This window comes from Kitasatospora sp. NBC_01266 (assembly GCF_036242395.1).
Lineage (GTDB): Bacteria > Actinomycetota > Actinomycetes > Streptomycetales > Streptomycetaceae > Kitasatospora.
On the sequence record NZ_CP108458.1, the window covers coordinates 384,270 to 408,775 of the forward strand.

Genomic DNA, 24,506 nt, shown 5'->3' on the forward strand with positions numbered 1-24,506 from the left:
GCGCCGCCGGGCGCGCCGGAGGCCGGTCAGCTCACGCGCACCCCGATCAGGCAGGTGTCGTCGTCGGTGTCGGAACTGCTGTAGCGCAGCAGGTGGTCGAGCCGGTGTTCGAGTCCGGCCGGGTCGTCGGCGAGACCCGGGTCCTGGGCGGTGGCGAGCAGGCTGTCCAGCGAGTCCTGCAAGGAACGGTCGCGGCGCTCGATCAGGCCGTCGGTGTACAGCAGCAGCGTGTCGCGGGACTTCAGCCGGAGCTCGCCCTGCGCGTACTCGGTCCGGTCGAGCGCGCCGAGCAGGACGCCGCTGAGCTTGGGGAGTTCGCTCGCCCGTCCGTCGCGCAGCAGCAGGGGCGGCAGGTGGCCGGCCCTGGCCCAGCGCAGCAGGCGGGTGCGCGGCTCGTACAGGGCGCAGACGGCGGTGGCGGTGACGCCGTCGGTCAGATGGTGCGTCACGGTGTTGAGCCAGCACAGGAGTTGGGCGGGCCCGGCGCCGGTGGCGGCCAGGCCGCGCAGGGCGTTGCGCAGCGCGACCATGCCGGTGGCGGCCTCGATGCCGTGTCCCGCCACGTCGCCGACGCACAGCAGCACGTGGCCGGTGGGCAGCGCCACGCAGTCGTACCAGTCGCCGCCGACCAGGTGGTCCTTCTCGGCGGGGCGGTAGCGGACGGCCACCCGCAGGCCGTGCAGATCCAGCGGCCCGCGGCTGGGCGGCATGATGGCGTGCTGGAGCTGGAGGGCGAGACGGCTGCGTTCGGCCGCCTGCTGCTCGGTGTGGGCGAGCTGGTCGCGGGTGGCGGCGAGCGCGACCTCGGTCCAGTGCTGGGCCGAGACGTCCTGGTAGGCGCCGCGGACCGCGCTGATCCGCGCGTCCTCGCCGAGCACCGGTTCGGCGACCACCCGGATGTGGCGGGCGCTGCCGTCGGCGCGTCGCAGCCGGAAAGCGGTGGAGGCGGGCCGCTGGTGGTGCAGCAGGGCGCGCAGGAAGCGGCCGATGGTGTGCGCGTCGTCCGGGTGCGCGTGGTCGGGCAGCTGATCGATCGGGATCGGCTCGGCGGCGGGCGGCAGGCCGTAGAGGTCGAACAGGGTGTCGTTCCAGGCGATCTCACGGGTGCGCAGGTTCTCCTCGAACCCGCCGATCCGCCCCAGCCGTTGGGCGTGCTGCAGCAGGCTCGCAACGCTCGGCGTGCCCTCGTCCGGCCGCCAGACGACCACCACGCGCCCGCCGTGGCGGCTGAGGCTGACCCGGGCCCCGGCGCACGGGGAGACGCCGCCGAACAGCGCGGCCGACGTCATCCGGGCGGCGCGGACCGACTCGCCGGTCGCCAGCACGTGCTCGGCCTTCTCCAGGAGTCCGCCCGGCTCGGCCGCCAGCGGACAGGCCTCCAGCAGCCGGGCCCCGGCGACGGCAACGCGCCCATGCCCACGCTCGCGCCCACGCCCGTGCCCCGCGAACTCGGCGAAGCTCGGATTGACGTGCCGGATCAGGAAGCCGCTGACCCGGTCGGTCGGTTCGAAGACGGGCTCCAGAATCAGGCAGGGGTCGTTCAACCCGTCGGCCAGCTCCCGCAGTTCGGCCAGCCCGGGGTCGGCCGCCCGGTCGCTGCGGGCGGCGGGCCGCGATTCGAGCGCGGTGGCGCACAGCTCGGCCAGCGCCTCGAACTGCCGTTGCAGCGACTGCGACTGCTCGGGCAGCGCGGCGGGCCAGCAGACCTCCAGGACTCCGATGATCCGGCCGCCGGTTCGGGCGGGGACGGCCAGGCGGCCGCCGCTCACCTCCCGCAGCCCGATCGAGGGCAGCGCCGCGCCGGTCGGGCTGTCGCAGCGGGTGGCCGCCCGATCGTCGAGGGCCTTGCGGGCCGGCGTGGGCACACCGGGCGGCACCCGGCGCCAGCCGGACACCTCCCGCTCGCTGAAGCCCGCGCTGCCCGCCAGGGTCAGCGACTGGTCGGCGTCGGCGGCCCAGATCGCGACCGCCACGGCCCCGAGCGGGCGCAGCGCGTTCTCCAGCGCGGACCGGGCCACGGCCTGGACATCGGCGGCGGCCAGCATGCCCGTCTCGGCGCTGCGCAGCCGCACGGCCAACGACGTCTCGGCTCCGGTGGCCGTGAACTCGCGGGCGATGTCGGTGATCCGGTCGCGGGCCGCCTGGTTGACCAGCTCGGCCGCCAGCTCCAGCACCGGCAGGCCGGCCTGGTCCGCCAGGCTCTCCAACTGCCGGGCGGCCTGCGCCGGGCCGCACGCCAGGCGCTCGACCAGGATGCCCTTGGCGAGTTCGACCAGCGCCTGCCCGTCGGCGGCGGCCCGGGCCCGCTCCAGCTGGTGGCGCAACCGCTCGACCGTGGCGGCCAGCCGGCTCACCGCACCACCGGGATCCGACGCCGCAGGCGGACGCTCGCAGGGTGCGCGCTGCGCGATGACCGGGCGCGGCGCCACGGGCGCGGCCGGGTGCGGGTCCGGGTCCAGGTCCAGGTCCAGGTCCGGCGAAAGGCGCACTGCTCCCGGGCCCGGTCGCCCTTCGGCGTCCCGGGCCGGACGGGGCTCGCGCATGCTGGACTCCTCGGGGAACGGTGTCGTGCTCGGCACGTCAGCGGCTGCTGACGCCTGTCGGCGGCAGCCGACCCCGGCGCGGCGGCTCGACGGCGGTAGCCGGCCTCAGTGCAGCGGCTCGACGCGGACGGGGGACCGAGGTGACTGCTGTCCGCCGCTGGCCAGCATGCGGACCTCGCCGCGATCGCTGATCTCGGCCCGCACGATGCCCGAGGCGTCGGCGTACACCGGGTGCCCACCGGGGCCGGTCGCGCCGGTGGCCGCGACCACGACCCTGTCACCGACCGTGTCGTCCGGCGGGGTCTGCCCGTCCGGACCGTCGCCAAACGTCAGTTCATAGCGTTTCGGTGGCGCCATGGCCAGATCTCCCTTCGGCTCCCCCATCCATCGTATGCGCGGGCTCCGCTCACGGCCCCGAGGGCGCTCCCCCTCCCCCGACACCGCCCCCGACACCGCCCGCGACCGGCAGCAGGCGCCCGGACGCCCCACCGGCCTTTCCCTGACGGCCAGTCACCCGGCCCGGATCGAGTGGGATAGCCTCCCAGCACGGCACGTGCATGTGCCTGTGCGGGCCGAGCGGAGCCCGCACAGGTCCGGCGGCGGCAACCCGTCGGCCTGGCGTTCTACGGAGGCGACGTTCGATGGCTGGCTCGACGAGGCCCGATCCTTCACGGCAGGAACACCAGGCCCGGCCGGGCGCCGCCCAGATCGGCGAACCGGAGCTGCGCCGGCTGCTGGCGGGCCTGACGGCCGTGCGGGACGGCGACTTCGGGACCCGGCTGCCCGGGGACGCCGACGGGTTGCTGGGCGAGATCGCCACCGTGTTCAACGGGATGGTCGATCAACTCTCCCTGTTCACCTCGGAAGTGACCCGGGTGGCCCGCGAGGTCGGCACCGAGGGCCGACTGGGCGGCCAGGCCCAGGTGCCCGGCGTCTCGGGCACCTGGAAGGACCTGACCGACTCGGTCAACGCGATGGCCGGCAACCTGACCACCCAGGTGCGTGACATCGCACAGGTCGCCACGGCGGTGGCCAAGGGCGACCTCTCGCAGAAGATCGACGTGGCCGCGCACGGCGAGATCCTCGAACTGAAGAACACCGTCAACACCATGGTGGACCAGCTGAGTTCGTTCGCCGACGAGGTCACCCGGGTGGCCCGCGAGGTCGGCAGCGAGGGCCGGCTCGGCGGTCAGGCCCAGGTGCCCGGCGTCGGCGGCACCTGGCGGGACCTGACCGAGTCGGTCAACGTGATGGCGGACAACCTGACCGCCCAGGTCCGCTCGATCGCCCAGGTGACCACGGCGGTGGCCCGCGGCGACCTCTCGCAGAAGATCCGGGTGGACGCGCGCGGCGAGATCCGGGAGCTGAAGGAGACCATCAACACCATGGTCGACCAGCTGGGCGCCTTCGCCGACGAGGTCACCCGGGTGGCCCGCGAGGTCGGCACCGAGGGCAACCTGGGCGGCCAGGCCACCGTGCGGGGCGTCTCCGGCACCTGGAAGGACCTGACGGACAACGTCAACGTGATGGCCTCCAACCTGACCGGCCAGGTCCGCTCGATCGCCCAGGTCGCCACGGCGGTGGCCCGCGGCGACCTCTCGCAGAAGATCACGGTGGAGGCGAAGGGCGAGGTCGCGGCGCTGGCCGGCGTGATCAACACCATGGTCGACACGCTCTCCGCGTTCGCCGACGAGGTCACCAGAGTGGCCCGCGAGGTCGGCACCGAAGGGACCCTCGGCGGTCAGGCCCGGGTCCCGAACGTGGCCGGGACCTGGAAGGACCTGACCGACAACGTCAACTTCATGGCGCACAACCTGACCAGCCAGGTGCGCAACATCGCCCAGGTGACCACGGCGGTGGCCCGCGGCGACCTCACTCGCAAGATCGACGTGGACGCGCGCGGCGAGATCCTGGAGCTGAAGACCACCATCAACACCATGGTCGACCAGCTGAGTTCGTTCGCCGCCGAGGTGACCCGGGTGGCCCGGGAGGTCGGCAGCGAGGGCCGGCTGGGCGGGCAGGCCGAGGTCGAGGGCGTCTCCGGCACCTGGAAGCGGCTCACCGAGAACGTCAACGAGCTGGCCGGCAACCTGACCCGCCAGGTCCGGGCGATCGCCGAGGTCACCGGCGCGGTCGCCGAGGGCGACCTGACCCGCTCGATCACCGTGGACGCCTCCGGCGAGGTCGCCGACCTCAAGGACAACGTCAACTTCATGGTGGAGTCGCTGCGCGAGACCACCCGCGCCAACGAGGAGCAGGACTGGCTCAAGACCAGTCTCGCCCGGATCTCGGGGCTGATGCAGGGCCGCCGGGACCTCCCGGTCGTGGCCGAACTGATCATGGACGAACTCACGCCCCTGGTGAAGGCGCAGTACGGCGCCTTCTACCTCGCCGGGGATTCCGGTGACGGGGTCCAGCTGAACCTGATCGGGTCCTACGCCTACCCGGACGGCATGCGGCCCGCCCGCTTCCGGCTCGGCGAGTCCTTCGTCGGCCAGGCCGCGCGCAGCCGGCGCACCATCGCCGTCGACGGCCTGCCGAGCGGCTACGTGGCCGTCTCCTCCGGGCTGGGGCGCACCGAACCGGTCTGCCTGGTGGTGCTGCCGATCGTGGTGGAGGACCAGGTGCTGGGAGTCATCGAGCTGGCCACCGTGCACTCCTTCACCCCGGTGCACCGCGCCTTCCTGGAGCGGCTGATGGAGGTCATCGGCGCCAACGTCAACACCATCGTCGCGAACGCGCGCACCGAGGAACTGCTCGGCGAGTCCCAGCGCCTGACCGCCGAGCTGCAGGCGCGCTCCGCGGAACTGCAGGCCCGCCAGGAGGAGTTGCAGGAGTCCAACGCCGAGTTGGAGGAGAAGGCGGCGCTGCTCGCGGCCCAGAACCGCGACATCGAGACCAAGAACCTGGAGATCGAGCAGGCCCGCCAGGAGCTGGAGGACCGCGCCCACCAGCTCTCGCTGGCCTCCACCTACAAGTCGGAGTTCCTGGCCAACATGAGCCACGAACTGCGCACCCCGCTCAACAGCCTGCTGATCCTGGCCCAGTTGCTGGCGCAGAACCCGACCCGGAACCTGACCGCCAAGCAGGTCGAGTACGCCGGCATCATCCACTCCGCCGGTTCCGACCTGCTTCAGCTGATCAACGACATCCTCGACCTGTCCAAGGTCGAGGCGGGCAAGATGGAGGTCAGCCCCGAACAGGTGCCGCTGCGCAAGCTGCTGGACTACGTCGAGACCACCTTCCGGCCGCTCACCGGCCAGAAGAGTCTGACCTTCAGCATCGCGACCGGCCCCGCGGTCCCCACCGAACTGCTCACCGACGACTACCGGCTGCGCCAGGTGCTGCGCAACCTGCTCTCCAACGCGGTCAAGTTCACCGAGCGGGGCAGCGTGGAGCTGCGGATCGAGGCGGTCGAGCCGTCCCGGGTCCCGGAGGTCGCCCGCCGCAACGGCCCGGTCGTGGCCTTCCACGTCGTGGACACCGGGGTCGGCATCGCTCCGCAGCAGTTGGAGAGTGTCTTCGGCGCCTTCCAGCAGGCCGACGGGACGACCAGCCGCAAGTACGGCGGCACCGGCCTGGGCCTGTCCATCAGCCGCGAGATCGCCTTCCTGCTCGGCGGGGCCATCACCGCCGAGAGCACGCCCGGTCACGGCAGCACGTTCACGCTCTACCTGCCGAGCGCCCGGCCCGACTTCGCCGAACTGGGCGTGCCGCACGCGCGGACCGCGGCGCAGCCCCGGCCGGAGCAGCCGGAGCAGCCGAAGAGCCCGGCGGACCTCGCACGGCCCAAGCGCCTGCTGGTCGTCGAGGGGCGCGCGGGAGGCCTGCTGTCGCTGGTCGCGCAGAGTGCGGTGGCCGACCTCAGCGACCTCACTGACCTCACCGACCGCACCGAGCCGGCGGGTCCGGGCAGTCCGCGCGGCCCGGTGGAGATCATCACCACGGTCGGAGCCCAGGAGGCAGCCGCGGCACTGGCCGTGACGCCGTGCCACTGCATCGTCCTCGAACTCGACCTGCCCGGGGGCGCGGCACTCGCCCTCCTGTCCCAGCTGCGGCGCGATCCGGCCCTGCGCGGGGTCCCGGTGCTGGCCCACAACAACCGCCGGCTGGGCGCCGACCAGGAGCGGGACCTGCGGCAACGCGCCGCCCTCCAGCCGCTGGAGCTCATCGCCAGCCTCGACGAGCTGCGCGAACGCATCGCGCTGCGGCTGAGCGCCGCCCGGCCCGGTGACGTGCCGCCGCTGGTGCGGGCACCGCAGGCGGCGGACAGCGCCACGCCGGCGGGCCGGCACGTCACCGACTCATTGGCCGGACGCACCGTGCTGGTGGTGGACGACGACGACCGCAACCTGTTCGCCATCACCGGCATCCTCGAAGTGCACGGCCTGCGGGTGCTGCAGGCGGAGAACGGCCGCGCCGCGATCGAGGCCCTCACGGAGCACGCCGGGATCGACGTGATCCTGATGGACGTCATGATGCCCGAGATGGACGGCTACACCGCGACCGCCACGATCCGCGCGATGCCGGAGCACGCCGGGCTGCCGATCATCGCCGTCACCGCCAAGGCCATGGTCGGCGACCGCGAGAAGAGCCTGGCCTCCGGCGCCAGCGACTACGTCACCAAGCCGGTGGACGCACGCGATCTGATCGCCCGGATCAGGCGCCAGCTGCCGGCTTGACCGCCTGGCAGTCGCGCTCCGGTCCGCCCGTTCACTCGTCGACGAGCATCGCGGCCCGCAGACCGGTGAGGATCCGGCTCAGCAGGCGGGACACGTGCATCTGGGAGACGCCCAGTTCGCGGCCGATCTCGGCCTGCGTGAGGTCGGCACCGAAGCGCAGCGAGAGGATGGTGCGGTCGCGTTCGGGCAGGGCGGCGATCAACGGCTTCAGGGTCTCGTGATGCACCACGGCCTCGAACGCCGGGTCCTCGACGACCAGCCGGTCGGCCAGCGCCGCGCCGCCCCCGTCCTCCTCGCTCCCGGCGGGCGCGTCCAGCGAGCGGGAGCTCTGCGCGTTGCTCGCGGTCTGGCCCTCGGTCACCTCGGGTTCGCTGATCCCCAGATGCTCGGCGACCTCGGTGGTGGTGGGCACTCGGTCGAGCCGCTGCTCCAGCTCGTCCTCGGCCTTGGCGAGCGCCAGGCGCAGCTCCTGCAGGCGCCGCGGCACGTGCACCATCCAGCCGGTGTCCCGGAAGAAGCGCTTGATCTCGCCGATGATCGTCGGCAGCGCGAAGGTGGAGAACTCCACGTCATAGCTCGGGTCGAAGCGGTCGATGGCCTTGATCAGGCCGACCGTGCCGACCTGGATGATGTCCTCCATCGGCTCGCTGCGGTTGCGGTAGCGGCCGGCGGCGAACTTGACCAGCGCCATGTTCATCTCGATCAACGTGCCCCGGACGTAGGAGTACTCGCGGGTGCCCTCCTCCAGTTCGCCGAGGCGCGCGAAGAGCGTCCTGGACAGCACCCGCGCGTCCGCCGGGCTCACCGTGCTCGGGTCCGTGATCATCGGCAGCTCCGCCGCCGAGGCGGGCGCGGCCCCACGAACACCGACCGGCTCCGTTTGCGGACCGGCAACCGGCGCCGCGGACGATGCTGCGAAGTTCGTGATCGACATGACTCTCCCTCTCGTTCGCTGATCGCGCCTGAACTCAGGGTTCTACGATGCCCATCCGCATGCCCCCGGTTCGGAGGCACAAGCCCGGCCACCCCCAACCAGCACCATATAGTCATGTTTTCACCACATCATCCCCACGCTTTCACGGCGTGGGACGCAGCACCGACACCTCCAACCACACCGTCTTCCCGCCGTCCCGGGGCTCCGATCCCCAAGCCCGGGAGAGGCGCTCGACCACCCGCAGTCCGTGCCCGCCAGGCGACGCGGCATCACCGAGCGGGCGTGGGAGCGGGGGTGTCCGGCTCCCGTCGGTGACCTCGACCCGCAGTCGGTCCTCGTCCAGGTCCAGCGTCAGCTCCCGTGGTCCGCCCGCGTGCAGGCAGGCGTTGGCGACCAACTCGGAGACCAGCAGCAGCACATCCTCGGCCACCGTCCGGCGCACCTCCTCCTCGGCCGGCAGCCAGCGCCACTCGGTCAGCGTCTGCCGCGTGAAGTCCCGGCACCGGCCCACCACTCCCCGGGTGTCGGCCAGAGTGAGGCGCCGGACCTGCCCCCGACCGCTCATGAGCTCTGCGCCAGCGCTTCGTCGAGCGTCGGGTGGATCGTGAACACCGTGTCCGCCCCGGTGATCTCGAAGACCCTGGCGACGGTCGGGCGCAGCGCACTCAGCTCGATCCGGGCACCCGCCTCCCGCGCCGCCAGCCGCGCCCGGAGGATCACGTTGAGACCGCTCGAGTCGCAGAACAGCAGGTCCGCGCAGTCCACCAGGATCCGCGGCCGACCCGCCGCCACCGCGGCCGCCAGCGCCTCGCGCAGCGTCCCGGCCGCATCGTGGTCCAGTTCACCGCCCAGCAGCAGCACCGAGGCCTCCGGCCCGGACCCCGGTGTCACCGTGAAACGCTCCCCGCCGGCCTGCCACTCCCCCGCCGACTCCGCGATGCCTCGCACCATCCGGGCCACTCCTCGCTCTGTCATCCTGTCCAGGAACCGCTCGGCCCATCATGCCCGTTGGAGGAGTGTCGCGGTCCGGACGAGGTCCGCGACGGCCCTGGACCGGCTGTGCGGCGGCCAGGCGATCACGGTGGTGACCGCCGGCGCGTCCAGCACGGGCACCGCGGCGAGATCACCGTGCAGTTGGGCTCGGCACGACTCCGGTGAGACCGCGCACGCCCGGCCGAGTGCGACGAGCTGCAACAACTGCGCGTGGTCGCGGACTTGAGGGCCGGGGCCGGGCGGGTAGCTGCCGTCGCGGTCGGGCCAGCGTGGCAGCGGCAGGCCCGGCAGCGCGGCGATGTCGGCCAGGTGCACGTGGGTCCGGACGGTGAGCGGATGCCCGGCCGGCAGGACCACCACCTGGCCCTCCGTGCTGAGTTCCTCGGTGTGGAACCCGGCCGTCGAGTCGAACGGCCGGTGCAGCAGCGCCACGTCGGCCCGGCCTTCGCGCAGGAGTCGTTCCTGCTCGGCCGGGCCGCAGAGGATGACGTCGACGGGAACCGCGCCGGGTTCGGCGGCGTACGCGTCGAGCAGTTTCGCCAGCAGTTCGCTGGACGCGTTCGCTTTGGTGACCAGGACCAGGCCGGGACGGCTCACCGCCGCCAGGGCGGCGCGGCGGGTCCGGCGCTCGGCGGCGTCGACCGCGTCGAGGGCGGCCCGGCCCTCGGCCAGCAGCACCGAGCCGGCCTCGGTCAGCGTGACCGTGCGGCTGGTCCGATCCAGCAGCGCTGCCCCGAGCCGGCGTTCGAGCTGCTGGATCGCCCGCGACAGCGGCGGCTGTGCGATCCCGAGCCGCTGCGCGGCGCGACCGAAGTGCAGTTCTTCAGCGACGGCGACGAAATACCGCAGTTCCCGGGTCTCCATGCGGCCACGCTACTCCGGATCAATACCCGGACGGTATCGTTTCCCACCCGATCGGTCTTGGACCCCGTGCCGGAGCCGGAGGCAGCATGGTCCCCATGAGCGAACGAACGATTGCGCTGGTCACCGGCGCGAACAAGGGAATCGGCTACGAGATCGCCGCGGGCCTGGGCGCCCTCGGCTGGACCGTCGGCGTCGGCGCCCGGGACGAGCAGCGCCGTGAGGCCGCCGTGGAGCGGTTGCGCGCGGCCGGCGTCGACGCGTTCGGCGTACCGCTGGACGTGACCGACGACGCCAGCGTGGCCGGCGCGGCACGGCTGATCGACGAGCGGGCCGGGCGCCTCGACGTGCTGGTCAACAACGCCGGCATCGCCGGCGGCATGCCGCAGGCGCCCACCTCGGTGGATCCCGCCACCATCCGGACGGTCGTGGAGACCAACGTGATCGGCGTCATCCGCGTCACCAACGCGATGCTGCCGCTGCTGCGCCGCTCCGCCTCACCACGGATCGTGAACATGTCCAGCAGCGTCGGCTCGCTCACCCGGCAGTCAGGAACCACCGCCGAGCAGACGGCGGGTCCGGTGGCCGTGGCGTACGCGCCGTCGAAGACGTTCCTGAACGCCGTCACCCTCCAGTACGTCCGGGAGCTGAGCGGCACGAACATCCTGATCAACGCCGCCTGCCCCGGCTACGTCGCGACCGACCTCAACGGCTTCCGCGGCGTGCGCACCCCCGAGCAGGGAGCGGCGATCGCGATCAAGCTCGCGACCCTGCCCGACGACGGTCCGACCGGCACGTTCTTCGAGGACGCGGGAGAGGTGCCCTGGTGAGGCGCAGCACGGCGGTCCTGACGTCCTGACGTCCTGACGTCCTGACGCCCTGACGCCCTGACGCCCTGACGCCCTGACGGCAGAAAAGCGGATGCCCCGGCGGCACTGGCCGCGCTACCCTCGGCGCTATGAACGTCATGGGCCGAAGCATCACCGCGACCGCGCGAGCGACCAGCTCGCCGGTTGCCGCCGCCTGACGTACTTCCTCCCCACCGGCGACCGGAAACGGCCCGCCGGTGGTTCCATGGCGTCCCCGCCCCGGTTCCGACGTGTGTGGCCGTTCTCCGGTGCCTCCCCGCTGTGCACGCGAAGGAGCCACTCCCATGGACACCGATCAGATCGTCCGCACGTTCGTCGAGTACTTCGAGGAGCGGGGCCACCGCCGGATCACCGGCTCGACTCTGCTGCCGCCGCCCGGCGATCCGGTGCTGTTCACCACCTCAGGCATGCACCCGCTCACCCCGTACCTGGAGGGGCGCCCGCATCCCCTTGGCCGGCGCCTGGTCAACGTGCAGCGCTGTCTGCGCACCACGGACCTCGAGGAGGTCGGCGACCGCACGCACCTGACCGTGTTCGAGATGCTCGGCAGCTGGTCGCTCGGCGACTACGAGGGCCCGCTGAGCCTCGACTGGGGATACGGGCTGTTCACCGAGGGGTTCGGCATCGATCCGGGCCTGCTCCACGTGACGGTCTTCGGTGGCGACGGGCAGTGCGGCCAGGACACCGCTTCCCTGGAGCTGTGGGAGAAGCACGGGGTGCCGGTGGAGCTCACCGTCGAGGACAACTGGTGGTCCAACGGGCCGACCGGCCCGTGCGGCCCCGACTCGGAGATCTTCCTGTGGACCGGCGACACCCCGCCGGAGTCGACGCCGACCGGCGACGACCGCTGGGTCGAGGTGTGGAACCACGTGATGATGCGTCATCGGCGACTCGCCGACGGTTCGCTCGTACCGCTCCCCCAGCGCAACGTGGACACCGGGCTCGGCCTGGAACGGCTGGCCTCGCTGCTGCAGGGCCGGAAGTCGGTGTTCGAGTGCGACGTCTTCGACCCCTGGCGCCGGATCGTGCCGACCCTGTGGCAGCTGGACGAGCCGTCGTTGCGGCTGGTCTGTGACCACCTGCGCTCGGCCATGGTGGTGATCGGCGACGGGGTGCGCCCGGCAAACACCGGCCGCGGCTACGTGCTGCGCCGCCTGGTGCGACGGGTGCTCACCGTGCTGCGGCGCGACGATCCGCGGCGCGGCCTCGGCGACCTGCCGGACGAGCTGTTCCAACACACCCTGGACCGCTTCCGCCAGGACGGGGATCCGGACGTCGTGCGCCGGGTGCTGCTCGAGGAGGAGAGCCGTTTCGGGCGGCTCCTGGAGCGCGGTCGCCAGGTACTGGCCCGACCCCGGTTCCGCGGGCCACTGAGCGAGGAGGACTTCCACTACCTGCACGACACCCATGGCCTGCCGCGCGAACTGGTCCTGGCCCTGCGGCAGGGGTGACGGCTCGGGTCCCGGCGCCGTGCCCGCCCGAGGAGGAGCACCTGGCCGGCGGGTGTCCGGCCTCGATCCCGCCGGCCGCACGTCCCTGGGTAGGGTGGGCGCGGCAACACATCGTGAACCAGTACAAGGAGCAGACGTGAGCGAGTCGGCGTCCATCGCCCTGCAGCAGGAGATCGCCCGGGAACTCCAGGTGGCCGAGACCTTCGAGGCCGAGCGGGAGATCGAGCGCCGGGTGGCCTTCCTCGCCGAGCGGCTGACGTCCACCGGTCTGCGCTCCCTGGTGCTCGGCATCAGCGGCGGCGTCGACTCCACCACGACCGGCCGGCTCTGCCAGCTCGCCGTCGAGCGGGCCCGGACCGCCGGGCACGAGGCGCGGTTCTACGCGATGCGGCTGCCCTACGGGATCCAGGCCGACGAGCACGACGCCCAGCTCGCGCTCTCCTTCATCCGGGCCGATCAGGTGCTGACCGTGGACATCAAGCCCGCGAGCGATGCCGCACTCGAGGCCTCGCTGGCCGCCGGCGTGCGCTTCCGCGACGCCCACCAGCAGGACTTCGTGCACGGCAACATCAAGGCCCGGCAGCGCATGATCGCCCAGTACGCGGTGGCCGGCGCGCACGGCGGCCTGGTCGTCGGCACCGACCACGCCGCCGAGGCGGTCTCCGGATTCTTCACCAAGTTCGGCGACGGCGCCGCCGACCTGGTCCCGCTGACCGGCCTGACCAAGCGCAGGGTGCGTGCCGTCGCGGACGCACTGGGCGCGCCCGCCGAGCTGGTGTGGAAGACCCCGACCGCCGATCTGGAGACCCTCGCCCCGGGCAAGGCCGACGAGGACGCGCTCGGGGTCACCTACGACGACATCGACGACTTCCTGGAGGGCAAGCCGGTGGACGAGCGAGCCTCCGAGACGATCGTCGGCCGCTACCGCCTCACCGAGCACAAGCGCCGGCTCCCCGTCGCCCCCTGATGCCGGATCACCGGCGTCTCGCGCTGTTCACGACCGCGCGAAGGCGTTCCGGTGATCGATCGGCCACCGGGAGCCGGTGTCCGCCGTCGGCAAAGGTGACCAACTAGGCTCCCCGGTCGGTGGCTTGAGGCATGAGACAGCCTCGGGCAAGCCATCCGGGGAGCCCCGTTCGCGCTGCCCTCACCCCGGCTGACTGCCCGTCACCCGATCAGTGCCCACCGTGAAAGGGCTCGCTGCTCGGCAGGTTCATGAATACGAAATTCGCCGTTCCGCCACGATCTTGCCTAAATCCCCCTTAAGCTTCCGCCACCAGGGCGGTTCTCCGCCATCTTGGTTACTCCCTCGAGAAGTTGGGCAGCCGCCCCTTCTGAGCGATGAGAGCAGGGGATGACAGAAAGAAGCGAATTAGTGGCAGGCAGTGCGCGCGGGCCCGGCCGGCGACGGCCGGGCCCGGTCGGTCTGCGCGCGACGGGCGGCGTCGCGGCGCTCGTCCTCGGGCTCGGCAGTTGCTCGCTGGTGATGGCGCCGTCGGCGTACCCGCAGGCCGGGGACGGCACGGTGACGGTCCGGGTGATCCGGGCCGTGGACACCAGCGGCACCTGGACGCCCGGTCTGGAACCGGGCATCGGCGGCGTCACGGTGACCCTCACCGACGACGCCGGCACCAGTATCGACGCGGTCACGGCGGCCGACGGCACGGTCACCCTGGCCCCGGCGCAGAGCAAGGCCACCGGCGGCAAGTACCGCGTACAGGTGGTGAACCCGCAACCGGGCGTACTGTTCCCGGCCTTCGCCTCACCGCAGGGCCTGGACGGCGCGCCGACCCAGCTGAGCAGCAACGAGGAGTTCGTCGACCTCTCCGGCAAGAAGAACGTGTCCTACACCACCGGTCTGTGGAGCCCTGGCGACTACTGCCAGAAGAACGCACCGCTGGTGACGACCTGTCAGCCCGCCACCCGCGAGGGCGCATCCCAGCGCACGCTGGTCTCCTTCCCGTACGACACGCGCGGGCAGGACGGCGCCGACGGTGTCAACGTCACCGACATCGCCACCGACGCCGACACCGGGACGCTGTTCGGCATCGCCTGGAACAAGGCCGACAAGCGGGTCTTCTCCTCGGCGGTGGCCAAGCGCACCACGGACTACGGTCCGGGCGGGCCCGGCGGCATCTACGTGACCGACATCGCGGCGAAGAAGACCTCGCTCTTCACCGTCGTCCCGGACGCGGGCACGACGGCGCACGGCCCGGGTACCGATGACGCCTTCCTCGCAGTGCCCGGCAAGGAGAGCCTGGGCGGCATCAAGATCACCGACGACGGTTCCTCCCTGTTCGTCGTCAACCTCAACAACCGCAAGCTCTACGAGTACGACGCCACCGCGGCGAGCGCGGCGGCGCCGAAGGCTGCCTTCAGCATCCCGGACCCGGGCTGCCCGGCGGCCGTGGACTGGCGGCCGTTCGGCCTCGGCATGCAGGACGACGTCGGTTACGTCGGCGGCGTCTGCTCCGGCGAGTCGACCGGCAAGACCTCCGACATGCGCGTGGTGGTCATGCCGTTCAACCTCGCCACCGGGGCCTTCGGCAAGCCGGTGCTGGACCAGCCGCTGGACTACCCCCGGCAGTCCACGGTCGGCTCGGGCGCGTGCGACGGCGGCACGGGGTGGTGGCCCTGGACCAACACCTGGCCGACCTCGCAGAACGGCCAGGCCTGCACGAGTTACCTGGCCCAGCCGGAACCGGAGTTGGGCGAGATCGGCTTCGAGACCGACGGCTCGATGCTGCTGGCCTTCCGCGACCGGTTCGCCGACCGCGCGCCGGCCGGCCCCACGCCGGGCACCACCGGCCTGGTGCTGTCGGGCGGAGACCTGAACAAGGCCTGCCTGTCGGGCGGGACGTACGTGATGGACACCAACGACGGCTGCGGGCTCTCCCCCCGGGGTACCCGGTTCTTCGACAACAGCCGGCTGGGGGCCCACCACAACGCCGCGTTCGCGGGGATGGCGCTCTCCAAGGTGGAGGACACCATCGCGGTCTCCAGCTTCGACCCCAACAGCACGGCCTTCGGGGCCGGCACCGCCTTCGTCGGACGGGACGGCAAGCAGCACCCGCCGGACGGGCTGCGGCTCAACCCCGCGGGCGTCAATGCGGCGTTCGGCAAGGGCGCCTCGATGGGCGACCTGGAGGTGCTCTGCGACCAGGCGCCGCTGCAGATCGGCAACCGCGTCTGGTACGACCCGCAGCGCACCGGCATCCAGGACCCGGGCCAGTTGCCGGTGGCCGGGGTGACGATCCACCTGTACGACGGATCGGGCAAGTTGGTCGGCACGACGAAGACGACGGCCCGGGGTGAGTACTACTTCGACGACTCCGACGTCACCGGCGGACTCAAGCCGAAGACCGACTACACCATCAAGCTGGACAACCCGGCCGACTACGCCAAGGGCGGTCCGCTCTACGAGTGGGTGCCGACCGACGCGAACGTCGGGACCAACCACTTCATCGACTCCAAGGGGACCGTGCCGCCGGGTACCGCGTTCCCGGTGAAGGCGCTGACCACCGGTGGGCCCGGCGAGAACAACCACACCTACGACTTCGGCTTCCGCCAGCAGGAGGGCGTGCTGCGCTTGGTCAAGCACGACCAGAACGGCAACCCGCTGGCCGGAGCCGAGTTCCAACTGTGGGAGGAGAGCAACGGCACCAACGGCCTGCAGACCGGCGGGTCGAAGCCGGACACCAAGGTGGGTGACGTCTGCACCACCGGGGCCGACGGCATCTGCCAGGGCAGCGGCACGGTGGGAACGTACTACTGGCAGGAGGTCAGCCCGCCCGCGGGCTACACCGCGCCGGACTCGACGGTCTTCGGACCGCTGGTCCTGACTGCCGACAACCTCACCACCGGGGTCTCGGTGACGGCGGTCAACCAGAAGATCGTCACCCCGTCCCCGACGCCCACGCCCACGCCCACGCCGACGCCGACGCCGACGCCGGGCCAGTCCCCGACGCCGACGCCCGCCCCGACCACGCCGGCACCGGTCGTGCCGGGCCCGGGCTCTCCGCCGGGCTCGCAACTGGCCTTCACCGGCATGGACGAGCTGGTTCCGCTGGCCCTGGTCGGCGGCGCCGCGCTCACCGCGGTCGGCGCGACGGTGCTCGTGCTGATGCGCAAGCGCAAGGCCTCGACACAGCACAGCTAGAGCCTGTCGAGGGGCCCCGGCACCAGGTGGTCCCGGGGCCGGATCGGGCGGGTTCGGCGGTCATCGGCCGACGAACCCGCCCGTATGCGTGACCGATCGGCCGTGCGACCGATCGGCCGGGACCCGATCACTCCCCCAGCGATGAGAGAAGGCGGCCGCATGGCTCGCAAGACCAAGAGCACCGGCCCCGCGCCGCACCAGGACGACCCCGCGCCGCAGCGGACCCGCTGGTCGCGCCGGACCCGCTGGCTCAGGGCCCTGGTCGCGCTCGCCGTGTGCGGCGCCGCGGTGGGCGGCCTGGCCGCCTACCGGGGCCTGTCCGGCGGCAGCGGCGAGCGGCCGGTGACGATGGACGAGGCCTCCCGTCTGGCGCTGTCGCGACTGAACCTGTACCAGGCCAGCCCCGTGGCGGTGACCCTGACCGCCGCCGAGGGTGGCGGCGTGGTGCTGCGGGTCAGCGGGGTGGTGGACTACCGGACGCACCACGGCGTCGGAAGCTACCAGACCACCGGGGCCGGGTTCACCGGTCCGTCCGGCACGGCAGGCTCCACCGCCGCCCCGCAGCTCGACCACGGCCTGATCGTCTGGGACAGCGACGGCCTCGGCCTGGCCCCCGCGCTGGACGGCACCCCGCCCTGGCAGCAGGCCGAGCACATCCCCCGCTCGGGCTGGTCACCGCGCTCCTACACCACCGATCCGCTGGACGCCGGACTCCAACTGCTGATCGGGCTCGGCGCGGACCGGCCGGACAACCCGCTGCTGCTCGCCCAGTCCGGCGCCCGCTGGCTGGGCCGCGACCGGATCGACGGTCGTGACTACGACGAGATCTCCGGCCCGCGGGCCACCGGCACCACCCCGGGCAGCGGCCCCGACGGTGGGAAGTCGCCACTGACCTACTGGGTGGACGGCAACGGCGACCTGCGCCAGGTCACGATGCGGATGCCGGGCCTGGGCACCCCGACCACCCTGGAGTTCACCGGGCACGACGCCAACGCCAAGCTGCCGGAGGCGCCATGGGACACGGGCACCGACTGAGACCCGAACCCCGTGGCGCACGGATGATCCGACTGAGCGTCAGTGCGACGCCGGCACCGCGCCGGCGTCCGTGGGCAGCGGGTACGCGTCCGGGTCGACGGTCCCCGGCAATCCGGTCGCCGGGCTGGCCGCGGCCGTCGGGTCGGGCATCGACGGCTGCGCGGGCGGCGCCGGCACCTGGGTGAACGGAACACCGGGCGGCGCCTGCACCGGGGCCGGCTGACCGCTCGGCAGGCTGCCCCGCCCGCTCGCCCCGCTGCTCGCCCCGTTCGCCCCGCAGCTCGCCAGGCCCTCCAGTCCGGCCGGGCTCTGAGTGGCCGGCTGGTTGCCGCTGAAGCAGTTGCTGGGGTCGGCGGCGGCCAGCACGAGGTCCTCGCCGTTGCCGGTGACCCGGTTGCCGGTGACCTGGTCGCCGCTCGCCGGGTGCCCGGGCGGGTCGGTGATGATCACCCCGACCGCCGTGTTGCCCTGGACCAGGTTGCGCTGCACGCGGTCTCCGGTGCCCCCGCCGATGCCGATCCCGATCCCGAAGCCGCCGTCCGCCTGCTCGGGCGTGTCGGTGGCGTTGTTGTCGCTGATCACGTTGCCCGCGAGCACCGCGCCGTGCTGCGGGGCGAGCGCCTCCTGGTCGTTGGAGTTGATGGTGACACCGACCCGGTTGCCGGTGACCAGGTTGCCCAGCACCGAGACGCCCTCGGAGGCGTTGGTGATCTCGATGCCGACCGCGTTCTGCGCCATGGTGTTCCCACGGACCAGGGTGTCGCAGGGCCGGCACTGGCCGACGTAGATGCCCGAGTCGGCCTGCCCGGAGGCGTAGGAGTCCTCGATCACACCACCGTGCGCGTCGAACGCGTAGATCCCGTACAGGCCGTTGTCGTACGAGGTCACACTGGTCGCCCGGAAGCCCTGGACGGCGGGGAAGCGGGAGGTGTCCAACGGGTTGTACGCCGAGCCGCCGGCCCCGCGCTGCTGCAGCTTCTGGTCGGTGACGCCGGTGAACAGCACGCCGTTGGCGAGGTAGTCGCGCACGGTGAGGTTCTCCACCACCGAGCCCGCGCCGGTCGCGGTGATGCCGTTGACCAGTCGCACCCCGCCGTCGAAGACCACCGCGTTGCGGTCCGTGCCGCGCAGCACCACGTCGGGCTTGGTGACCTGGACGCTCTCCCGGTACACCCCCGGGCCGATCAGCACCGTGTCCCCTGATCGGGCGACGTCCACCGCCTGCTGCACCGTGTGGAAGTCCTGCGGCACCCGCAGCACCGTCCCGGCCGGGTGCTTCGCGTCGGCGGACGCCGAACCCGAGGAGGAGCAGCCGGTGGCCGCCAGCGCCACCGCCGCCGTCGCGACGAGCACCGACAGGCGCACCGTCACCGCCCGAGGACCCGCCGGTCGGGCCTGACGGCAACTCAACACGGGCCGAACAGAGAGCATTTGCATGACAGCCGTTCTATCGTCTCCAATAGCCACATGCCCACCGAACCGGAAAAAGCGCAGGACCCCGTCCACCCGGGCGGCGGCGGCTTCGGGCGGCGCGGGGCGCTGCTCGCCGCCGGTGCGGTGCTCGCCGCCGGAATCGGCGCGGCGGCCGACGACCTGGTCAGGAAGGACCTGACGGACGCCCGCAGGCGCGCCCCGGCCGCACCGCCCGAGGCCGCGACCCCGTTCTACGGGCCCCGGCAGGCCGGTGTGACGGCGCCCCAGCAGCCGGCCACCCAACTGCTCGCCCTCGACCTCCCGCAGACTTCCGCCGCCGCCGACCGCCAGACCCTGCGCGCCGTCCTCGACGCGCTGACCCGCACCCTCGCCACAGCGGCTTCCGACACCCCGTCGGATGCCCGGCTGCAGGGCGTCGGCACCACCCGGCTCACCTCGCTGGTCGGCGTCGGCCCGGGCCTGGCCAGCCGGCTCGGCCTCGACGTCCCCACCGGGCTCGCCGAGCTGCCGCCCTTCCCCGGCGACCAGCTGGACCAGGCCCGTGGCGGCGGCGACCTGCTGCTCCAGCTGTGCGCCGCCGACCGCTGGACGCTCACCGTGGTCGCCGAACTCGCCGCCACCGCCGCCCGGTCCGCCGGCGCCACCCCGCGCTGGAGCCAGACCGGCTTCCTGCCCGTGACCGCCCCGGGGACCACCCCGCGCAACCTGTTCGGCTTCAAGGACGGCACCTCCAACCCCGGTCCGGCGGAGGACGAGCAGTTCGTCTGGGGCCCGCCCGGCGCGCACCAGAACGGCACGCTGCTGGTCTACCGCCGGATCCGGATGGACGTGGCCGGCTTCGCGGCCCTGCCCGCGGACCAGCGCGACCGGACGATCGGCCGCCGCGAGAGCGACGGCGTCCCGCTCACCGGCACCGCCGAGCACGACGACCCGGACATCTACGCCAAGAACCCCGACGGGTCCTACGTGATCCCCGCCAACGCCCATGTCCGGCTCACCAGCCCCCGCCTCGACGGCGGCGTCCGGATGCTCCGGCGCAGCTACAGCTACGACGACGGCCCGACCGACCGCGGCCTGCTGTTCTGCGCGTTCATGCGCGACCCCGCGCAGTTCAACCGGGTCCAGGACCGCCTGGCCACCCACGACGCCCTCACCCCTTTCCTCCAGCACCAGGCCTCGGCCGTGGCCTACGTACTGCCCGGCGCGGCCGCCGGAGGCAGCCTCGGCGAGCAGCTCTGGGCGTAGCGACGCCGGCGCTCCGGTTCCGCCCGTGGTCCGAAAGCCGGTGGTCCAGCAGCCCGTTCGACCACCGCCACGGTGCGCCCGGCCCAGTACGCCAGCGCCGAGAGCTCCGCAGAGGACAACACGGCCTTCCCCGCTCCCGCCCTACCGGCAGCACAAGCTACCGCTCATGTGGTGCGTATCGATGCCGCCGCCCTGCCAGGCGGGTTGATCACCCCCGTGCGGCCGACTCGTGGCGGATCGCGGCACCGGCCAGCTGTCCGGGTTCGAAGACCGCCGCCGCCACGCGGAACTCCGGGGCCAGCGCGGTCCACACCTCCTCCAGGAGCTCACCCGGATCGGCTGCTCCGGTCCGGGCCTCGCGGAACGGCTCGCCGGTGGTGACCTGTTGCCCGTCGGACCGGTACGTCGTCATCAGCACGGCGTCCCCGGGCTCCAGGCCACGGACGGCGAGCGTCAGCAGGTCGGCCGACGCCCTGCCGCCGGCGCTTCGACGGGCGGCTCCGAACCAGGCGTCCTGCCCCGAGCCCAGATCCACCGCCACGGTGATGCGGGGCGTGAAGATCGGCGGATCGGGCTCGTACTCCAGACCGGCCAACGCCTCGGCCGGCGTGCGCCCTTCCTGCAGCCGGTCCGACACCGCAGCGACCTGCTCCCCGTTGCCGAAGACCAGCCAGCCGCCCCGCTGACGAGCCGCGACATAGTGCCGCAACGGATCATGAGCCGGCTCCGTGGTCGGCGCCACGATCAGCTCGCCGTCCCCTCGACGCAGCACCCGGGCCTTGGACGCGGCACTACGTCCGGTGAGGAAGTAGCCCCCGCACAACGCGCCGTCCAGGGTCCTCGCCCACAGCACGCCCCGCCCCGGATAGCGGTTGCCCGCCACTACTTCATGCACCTGGTCCACCGGGACGCTCCTCCACCAGTCGCCGCAAGAACGCGGAGCTCCGCGCACCGCCATCCAACCGCAGGCGCGTCGGCCCTCGACCGGCGCCCCCACCGGCAGTCACGACAAGCCCCCCGGCGCATCAGCCCCGCGGTCTCGAACGAAATGATCTCGTGAGGTGACTCGGCCCAGGGAGGTCCCGCGAGCCTCGATGAGTCGGCGGCGTCGGCGGTCGTACAGTCGAACCCGTTACCGAGGAGGACTTCTGATGCGCAGCGTGACCTATGCGATGAACGTCTCACTTGACGGCTACATCGTCGGGCCGGACGGCGACTTCGACTGGACGGCGCCCGACGAGGAGGTCTTCCGCTTCTGGATCGACGAGCCTCGAGAGGTCGGCGTCCACCTGTTGGGACGACGGCTGTACGAGACGATGCTGTACTGGGAGACCGCTGACCAGGATCCATCGCTCGACGACTCGATGCGCGAGTGGACCTCGCTCTGGAAGCCGCTCCCGAAGGTGGTGTTCTCGACCACGCTGTCGGCGGTGCAGGGCCATGCCCGCCTGGCCTCCGGCGGCCTGGCGGAGGAGATCGAGCGGTTGCGAGCCGAGCCGGGTGAGGGCGACATCGCGATCGGCGGCGCGACTCTCGCCGCCCAGGCGGCTGCGTCGGATCTGATCGACGAGTACCGGGCCATGGTCTACCCGGTGCTGGTCGGCGGTGGCATTCCGTTCTTTCCCCGGCGCGAGCGCCGGGTGGATCTCGAACTCGTCGAGACCCGCACCTTCAGCTCGGGAGTCGTCTACCTCCGCCACCGCGTGGTGCGTTAGCCTCGCGCTTTCACCAGGCGATGGTCTGAGGCTTGCCTCGAACCCAGGAGAGTGCCTCTGACCTGGGACGATATGGCTTCTGTAGGGTTCAGTCGCCGCAGGGTAAGGAAGCACTCTCCAGGTGAAGAGTCGTAGAGGGTCGTATCCGCATATCAATCCGAGGCGCTGGTGCTGGCCGAGGGCAGTCCACGGCCCGGGCAAGATCCTTCTCGACCCGGCCCTGGCGGTCGCCTGGGCGGGGACTGCCTGTCGGACGTGGCGATATCGTGTCGTCCCGACCAGCCCGCGCGGAATGCCCCCGATCCACCAGACCCGTTGAGTAGAGCCGACAGCATCGCCGTGAAGACCGTGAAGCGGTCGGCTCGCTGACCGGCGGCTAGCGTTTGGTCGGATACCTCGGCCGGGAGGAGGAACTGCCCGGTTCGGGAAGACCCGGCGGTGCAGGCCGCAAGTGCATCCCGCCTGCTTCCCACATCGGGCAGTGAAGCCTCAGGCTAGGAGGACACTGGTGACGACACCGTCCGATCCTCTTGCGCTGCTGCGCTCCAAGAGCTACCTGGCGCTGCTGGTGCTTGCCGCGATCATCGGCGTTCCCGTCTCAGCAGCGGCCTACTTCTTTCTCGCCCTGGTCAGCAAACTGCAGGGGTGGATCTTCACCAGCCTGCCGAAGGCCCTGGGCTTCCACGGCGAACCCCTGTGGTGGCCCATACCGCCGCTGCTGCTGGCCGGCGTGCTGGTCGCGCTGACCATCCGGTACCTGCCCGGCACGGGCGGGCGTTCACCAGCTGACGGGTTCAAGGCCGGCGAGGGTCCGCCACCCGCCATCGACCTTCCCGGCATCGTGCTCGCGGCCTTCACCACTCTGAGCCTGGGCGTGGTGCTCGGGCCCGAAGGGCCTCTGGTCGCCCTCGGTGCCGGGCTCGGTGCCCTCGCGGTCCGCCTCGTCAAGCGGGACGCGCCGCCCAGAGTCGAGTCCAGTCCGTGCTGGCCGCCGCAGGCAGCTTCGCCGCGATCAGCCCCCTCCTCGGCTCGCCCCTGACCGGCGCTTTCCTGCTGATGGAGGCCTCCGGTCTGGGCGGCGCCACGATGCAACTCGTGCTGGTACCAGGCCTGCTGGCCGCAGGCGTCGGATCCCTCATGTTCGTCGGCCTGGACGCTTGGACCGGCCTGGGCACGTTCTCACTGGCGATTCCCGGTCTGCCGCACGTCGGTGCACCCACAGGCGGCGAATTCCTTTGGGCTGTGGCGATCGGGATCATGGCTGTCCCGGTCGGCTCCGGAATCCGGTGGCTCGCCCTGTTCCTGCGGCCCTACTCCGAGCGGTGGATCGTGCCGGTCACCGCAGCGGTCGGTCTGGCGGTCGCGGGCCTGGCGATCGCATTCGCCGCAGCCACCGGCAAAGACTCCTCCGAGGTGCTGTTCTCCGGACAGTCCGCCCTCGGCCCGCTCATCGCCAACAGCGCCAGCTACAGCGTCGGAGCGCTGCTGCTGCTCATCGTCTGCAAAGGGCTCGCCTACGGAGTGTCGCTGAGCTGCTTCCGCGGTGGTCCGACGTTCCCGGCCCTGTTCGTCGGGGCGGCCGGCGGCGTGGCACTGTCGCACCTGCCGGGGCTACCGCTCGTCGTCGGCGTCGCCCTGGGCATCGGCGCGATGTCCGTCGTGATACTCAGGCTCCCGCTGACGTCCGTCCTGCTGGCCACCCTGCTGCTGGCATCGGACGGCCTGACGGTCATGCCGCTGGTGATCGTGGCAGTCGTCGTGTCCTATGTGGTCTCCGCCAGGCTCGCACCGCCCTCGCCCCCGCCTCAGGGGACCCCTTCTGCCACGACAGCGCCCCCCGAACCGCACGAACCGCCCCGGCCTGATCGCGCGGCCTGATCGCGTCACTCGCAGCCAGGAACCGCCGGTAGCCGCACCGCTGCCGGCAGCCTCCGACCCGACCGTCTCCCGCCTGATCAACACCCTCGCCGCGGCCGGGCCCCGCGCACTCCGAGAAGGAGGACGCCGCCAAGACCTGGAAGAAGACCTTCGGCCACCACCCGCTGTTCGCGTTCGTCGACCACGGCCACGAGGGCTCCGGAGAACCGGTCGCCAGCCTGGTCCTGGCCCAGCTGCCGAAGATGTACCGACGCGGACGCCGAACCCCGATCCGTACCGACTCCGCCGGCGGCACCTATGGCTTCCTCAACTGGCTCACCGCACGCGGCCGATGGCTGTCCTACTCGGTCGGGATGACCATCACCGACAGCATGCACCAGGCCGTACTGACGATCCCCGCTTCGGCCTGGACCCCGGCCGTCGAACCCGGCGGCGAGATCCGCAACGGTACCTGGGGCGCCGAACTCGCCGGCCATGTCCTGGGCGGCTGGCCGACGGGCATACGGCTGATCGTCCGCAAGGAACGGCCTCACCCCGGCGCGCAGTTGCGCTTCACCGACGCCGACGGCATGCGGCTGACCTGCTTCGCCACCAACACCGGTCCTGAGTAGCAGCGGTACAGCGGTTAGCGCTAAGGGATGATCTTGGTTCCGGAAGGCGGCCCGACTGGAGCGGGCGTACGGGTGCACGAGGTCGGGGTCCCGGTA

General features: G+C 72.1%; 16 protein-coding genes and 2 pseudogenes. 10 read left to right on the forward strand and 8 right to left on the reverse strand.

Annotation, left to right across the window (positions count from 1 at the left end; all coding sequences use genetic code 11):
• Positions 1–26: 26 nt before the first annotated feature.
• Together OG403_RS01700 and OG403_RS01705 are read right to left on the reverse strand one after the other, a co-directional pair.
• Entirely contained in the window at positions 27–2,543 is a 2,517-nt protein-coding gene (locus OG403_RS01700; RefSeq protein ID WP_329560784.1) for a SpoIIE family protein phosphatase, read from the reverse strand.
• A gap of 105 nt (positions 2,544–2,648) precedes the next feature.
• Positions 2,649–2,900: a DUF6296 family protein gene (locus tag OG403_RS01705; protein ID WP_329560786.1), complete on the reverse strand. Its 252-nt coding sequence runs from the start codon at positions 2,898–2,900 to the stop codon at positions 2,649–2,651.
• A gap of 284 nt (positions 2,901–3,184) precedes the next feature.
• Here OG403_RS01705 and OG403_RS01710 point away from each other — a divergent pair, with 284 nt between their 5' ends.
• Positions 3,185–7,225: a HAMP domain-containing protein gene (locus OG403_RS01710; protein WP_329560788.1), complete on the forward strand. Its 4,041-nt coding sequence runs from the start codon at positions 3,185–3,187 to the stop codon at positions 7,223–7,225.
• A gap of 31 nt (positions 7,226–7,256) precedes the next feature.
• Here OG403_RS01710 and OG403_RS01715 read toward each other — a convergent pair whose 3' ends face one another.
• The 4 genes from OG403_RS01715 to OG403_RS01730 all read right to left on the reverse strand — a co-directional run bounded on the left by OG403_RS01715 (position 7,257) and on the right by OG403_RS01730 (position 10,016).
• The gene (locus tag OG403_RS01715) at positions 7,257–8,159 is read right to left on the reverse strand and encodes an RNA polymerase sigma factor SigF (RefSeq protein WP_329560790.1); all 903 of its coding nucleotides are present in this window, start codon (positions 8,157–8,159) and stop codon (positions 7,257–7,259) included.
• A gap of 142 nt (positions 8,160–8,301) precedes the next feature.
• Positions 8,302–8,724 (reverse strand): ATP-binding protein, encoded by a 423-nt coding sequence (locus tag OG403_RS01720; protein ID WP_329560791.1) that lies wholly within the window; start codon positions 8,722–8,724, stop codon positions 8,302–8,304.
• Positions 8,721–9,110: an STAS domain-containing protein gene (locus OG403_RS01725; protein WP_329560793.1), complete on the reverse strand. Its 390-nt coding sequence runs from the start codon at positions 9,108–9,110 to the stop codon at positions 8,721–8,723. The genes OG403_RS01720 and OG403_RS01725 overlap by 4 nt, the downstream gene beginning before the upstream one ends.
• Positions 9,111–9,158: 48 nt before the next feature.
• A complete protein-coding gene (locus OG403_RS01730; RefSeq protein ID WP_329560796.1) occupies positions 9,159–10,016 on the reverse strand; it encodes a LysR family transcriptional regulator in 858 nt (285 codons plus the stop codon).
• A gap of 95 nt (positions 10,017–10,111) precedes the next feature.
• On the opposite strand from OG403_RS01730, the gene OG403_RS01735 reads away from it, so the two are divergent.
• The 5 genes from OG403_RS01735 to OG403_RS01755 all read left to right on the forward strand — a co-directional run bounded on the left by OG403_RS01735 (position 10,112) and on the right by OG403_RS01755 (position 17,527).
• Positions 10,112–10,843, forward strand: coding sequence for an SDR family oxidoreductase (locus tag OG403_RS01735; protein WP_329560798.1), 732 nt, complete (start codon positions 10,112–10,114; stop codon positions 10,841–10,843).
• Positions 10,844–11,166: 323 nt separating this feature from the next.
• Positions 11,167–12,333, forward strand: a complete 1,167-nt coding sequence (locus tag OG403_RS01740; protein WP_329560800.1) for an alanine--tRNA ligase-related protein — start codon at positions 11,167–11,169, stop codon at positions 12,331–12,333.
• Positions 12,334–12,469: 136 nt separating this feature from the next.
• Positions 12,470–13,300, forward strand: a complete 831-nt coding sequence (gene nadE / locus OG403_RS01745) for an ammonia-dependent NAD(+) synthetase (protein WP_329560802.1) — start codon at positions 12,470–12,472, stop codon at positions 13,298–13,300.
• A gap of 408 nt (positions 13,301–13,708) precedes the next feature.
• Positions 13,709–16,492 (forward strand): SdrD B-like domain-containing protein, encoded by a 2,784-nt coding sequence (locus OG403_RS01750; protein ID WP_329560804.1) that lies wholly within the window; start codon positions 13,709–13,711, stop codon positions 16,490–16,492.
• A gap of 159 nt (positions 16,493–16,651) precedes the next feature.
• Positions 16,652–17,527 (forward strand): hypothetical protein, encoded by an 876-nt coding sequence (locus OG403_RS01755; protein ID WP_329560806.1) that lies wholly within the window; start codon positions 16,652–16,654, stop codon positions 17,525–17,527.
• Positions 17,528–17,566: 39 nt separating this feature from the next.
• Here OG403_RS01755 and OG403_RS01760 read toward each other — a convergent pair whose 3' ends face one another.
• Positions 17,567–18,898 carry a right-handed parallel beta-helix repeat-containing protein gene (locus OG403_RS01760; protein WP_329560808.1) on the reverse strand — a complete coding sequence of 444 codons (1,332 nt, stop codon included), beginning with the start codon at positions 18,896–18,898 and terminating at the stop codon, positions 17,567–17,569.
• Positions 18,899–18,994: 96 nt separating this feature from the next.
• Between OG403_RS01760 and OG403_RS01765 the strand changes: the two genes are divergently transcribed.
• Positions 18,995–20,206, forward strand: a complete 1,212-nt coding sequence (locus tag OG403_RS01765) for a Dyp-type peroxidase (protein WP_329560809.1) — start codon at positions 18,995–18,997, stop codon at positions 20,204–20,206.
• Positions 20,207–20,414: 208 nt separating this feature from the next.
• On the opposite strand, the gene OG403_RS01770 is transcribed toward OG403_RS01765, so the two are convergent.
• On the reverse strand, positions 20,415–21,110 hold the full coding sequence (locus OG403_RS01770) for an IMP cyclohydrolase (RefSeq protein ID WP_329560810.1): 696 nt from the start codon (positions 21,108–21,110) through the stop codon (positions 20,415–20,417).
• A gap of 247 nt (positions 21,111–21,357) precedes the next feature.
• Between OG403_RS01770 and OG403_RS01775 the strand changes: the two genes are divergently transcribed.
• The 3 genes and pseudogenes from OG403_RS01775 to OG403_RS01785 all read left to right on the forward strand — a co-directional run.
• Positions 21,358–21,921, forward strand: coding sequence for a dihydrofolate reductase family protein (locus OG403_RS01775; protein ID WP_329560811.1), 564 nt, complete (start codon positions 21,358–21,360; stop codon positions 21,919–21,921).
• 481 nt (positions 21,922–22,402) lie between these two features.
• Positions 22,403–23,799, forward strand: a pseudogene (locus OG403_RS01780) (chloride channel protein).
• Between the two features lie 104 nt (positions 23,800–23,903).
• A pseudogene (locus tag OG403_RS01785) lies at positions 23,904–24,398 on the forward strand (transposase); the annotation flags it as partial.
• Between the last annotated feature and the right edge of the window lie 108 nt (positions 24,399–24,506).

Excerpts from the sequence above, each read along its gene's own strand:
- OG403_RS01700 (WP_329560784.1), bottom strand. The coding sequence starts at position 2,543 with ATGCGCGAGCCCCGTCCGGCCCGGGACGCCGAAGGGCGACCGGGCCCG.
- OG403_RS01705 (WP_329560786.1), bottom strand. The coding sequence starts at position 2,900 with ATGGCGCCACCGAAACGCTATGAACTGACGTTTGGCGACGGTCCGGAC.
- OG403_RS01710 (WP_329560788.1), top strand. The coding sequence starts at position 3,185 with ATGGCTGGCTCGACGAGGCCCGATCCTTCACGGCAGGAACACCAGGCC.
- OG403_RS01715 (WP_329560790.1), bottom strand. The coding sequence starts at position 8,159 with ATGTCGATCACGAACTTCGCAGCATCGTCCGCGGCGCCGGTTGCCGGT.
- OG403_RS01720 (WP_329560791.1), bottom strand. The coding sequence starts at position 8,724 with ATGAGCGGTCGGGGGCAGGTCCGGCGCCTCACTCTGGCCGACACCCGG.
- OG403_RS01725 (WP_329560793.1), bottom strand. The coding sequence starts at position 9,110 with ATGGTGCGAGGCATCGCGGAGTCGGCGGGGGAGTGGCAGGCCGGCGGG.
- OG403_RS01730 (WP_329560796.1), bottom strand. The coding sequence starts at position 10,016 with ATGGAGACCCGGGAACTGCGGTATTTCGTCGCCGTCGCTGAAGAACTG.
- OG403_RS01735 (WP_329560798.1), top strand. The coding sequence starts at position 10,112 with ATGAGCGAACGAACGATTGCGCTGGTCACCGGCGCGAACAAGGGAATC.
- OG403_RS01740 (WP_329560800.1), top strand. The coding sequence starts at position 11,167 with ATGGACACCGATCAGATCGTCCGCACGTTCGTCGAGTACTTCGAGGAG.
- OG403_RS01755 (WP_329560806.1), top strand. The coding sequence starts at position 16,652 with ATGGCTCGCAAGACCAAGAGCACCGGCCCCGCGCCGCACCAGGACGAC.
- OG403_RS01765 (WP_329560809.1), top strand. The coding sequence starts at position 18,995 with ATGCCCACCGAACCGGAAAAAGCGCAGGACCCCGTCCACCCGGGCGGC.
- OG403_RS01775 (WP_329560811.1), top strand. The coding sequence starts at position 21,358 with ATGCGCAGCGTGACCTATGCGATGAACGTCTCACTTGACGGCTACATC.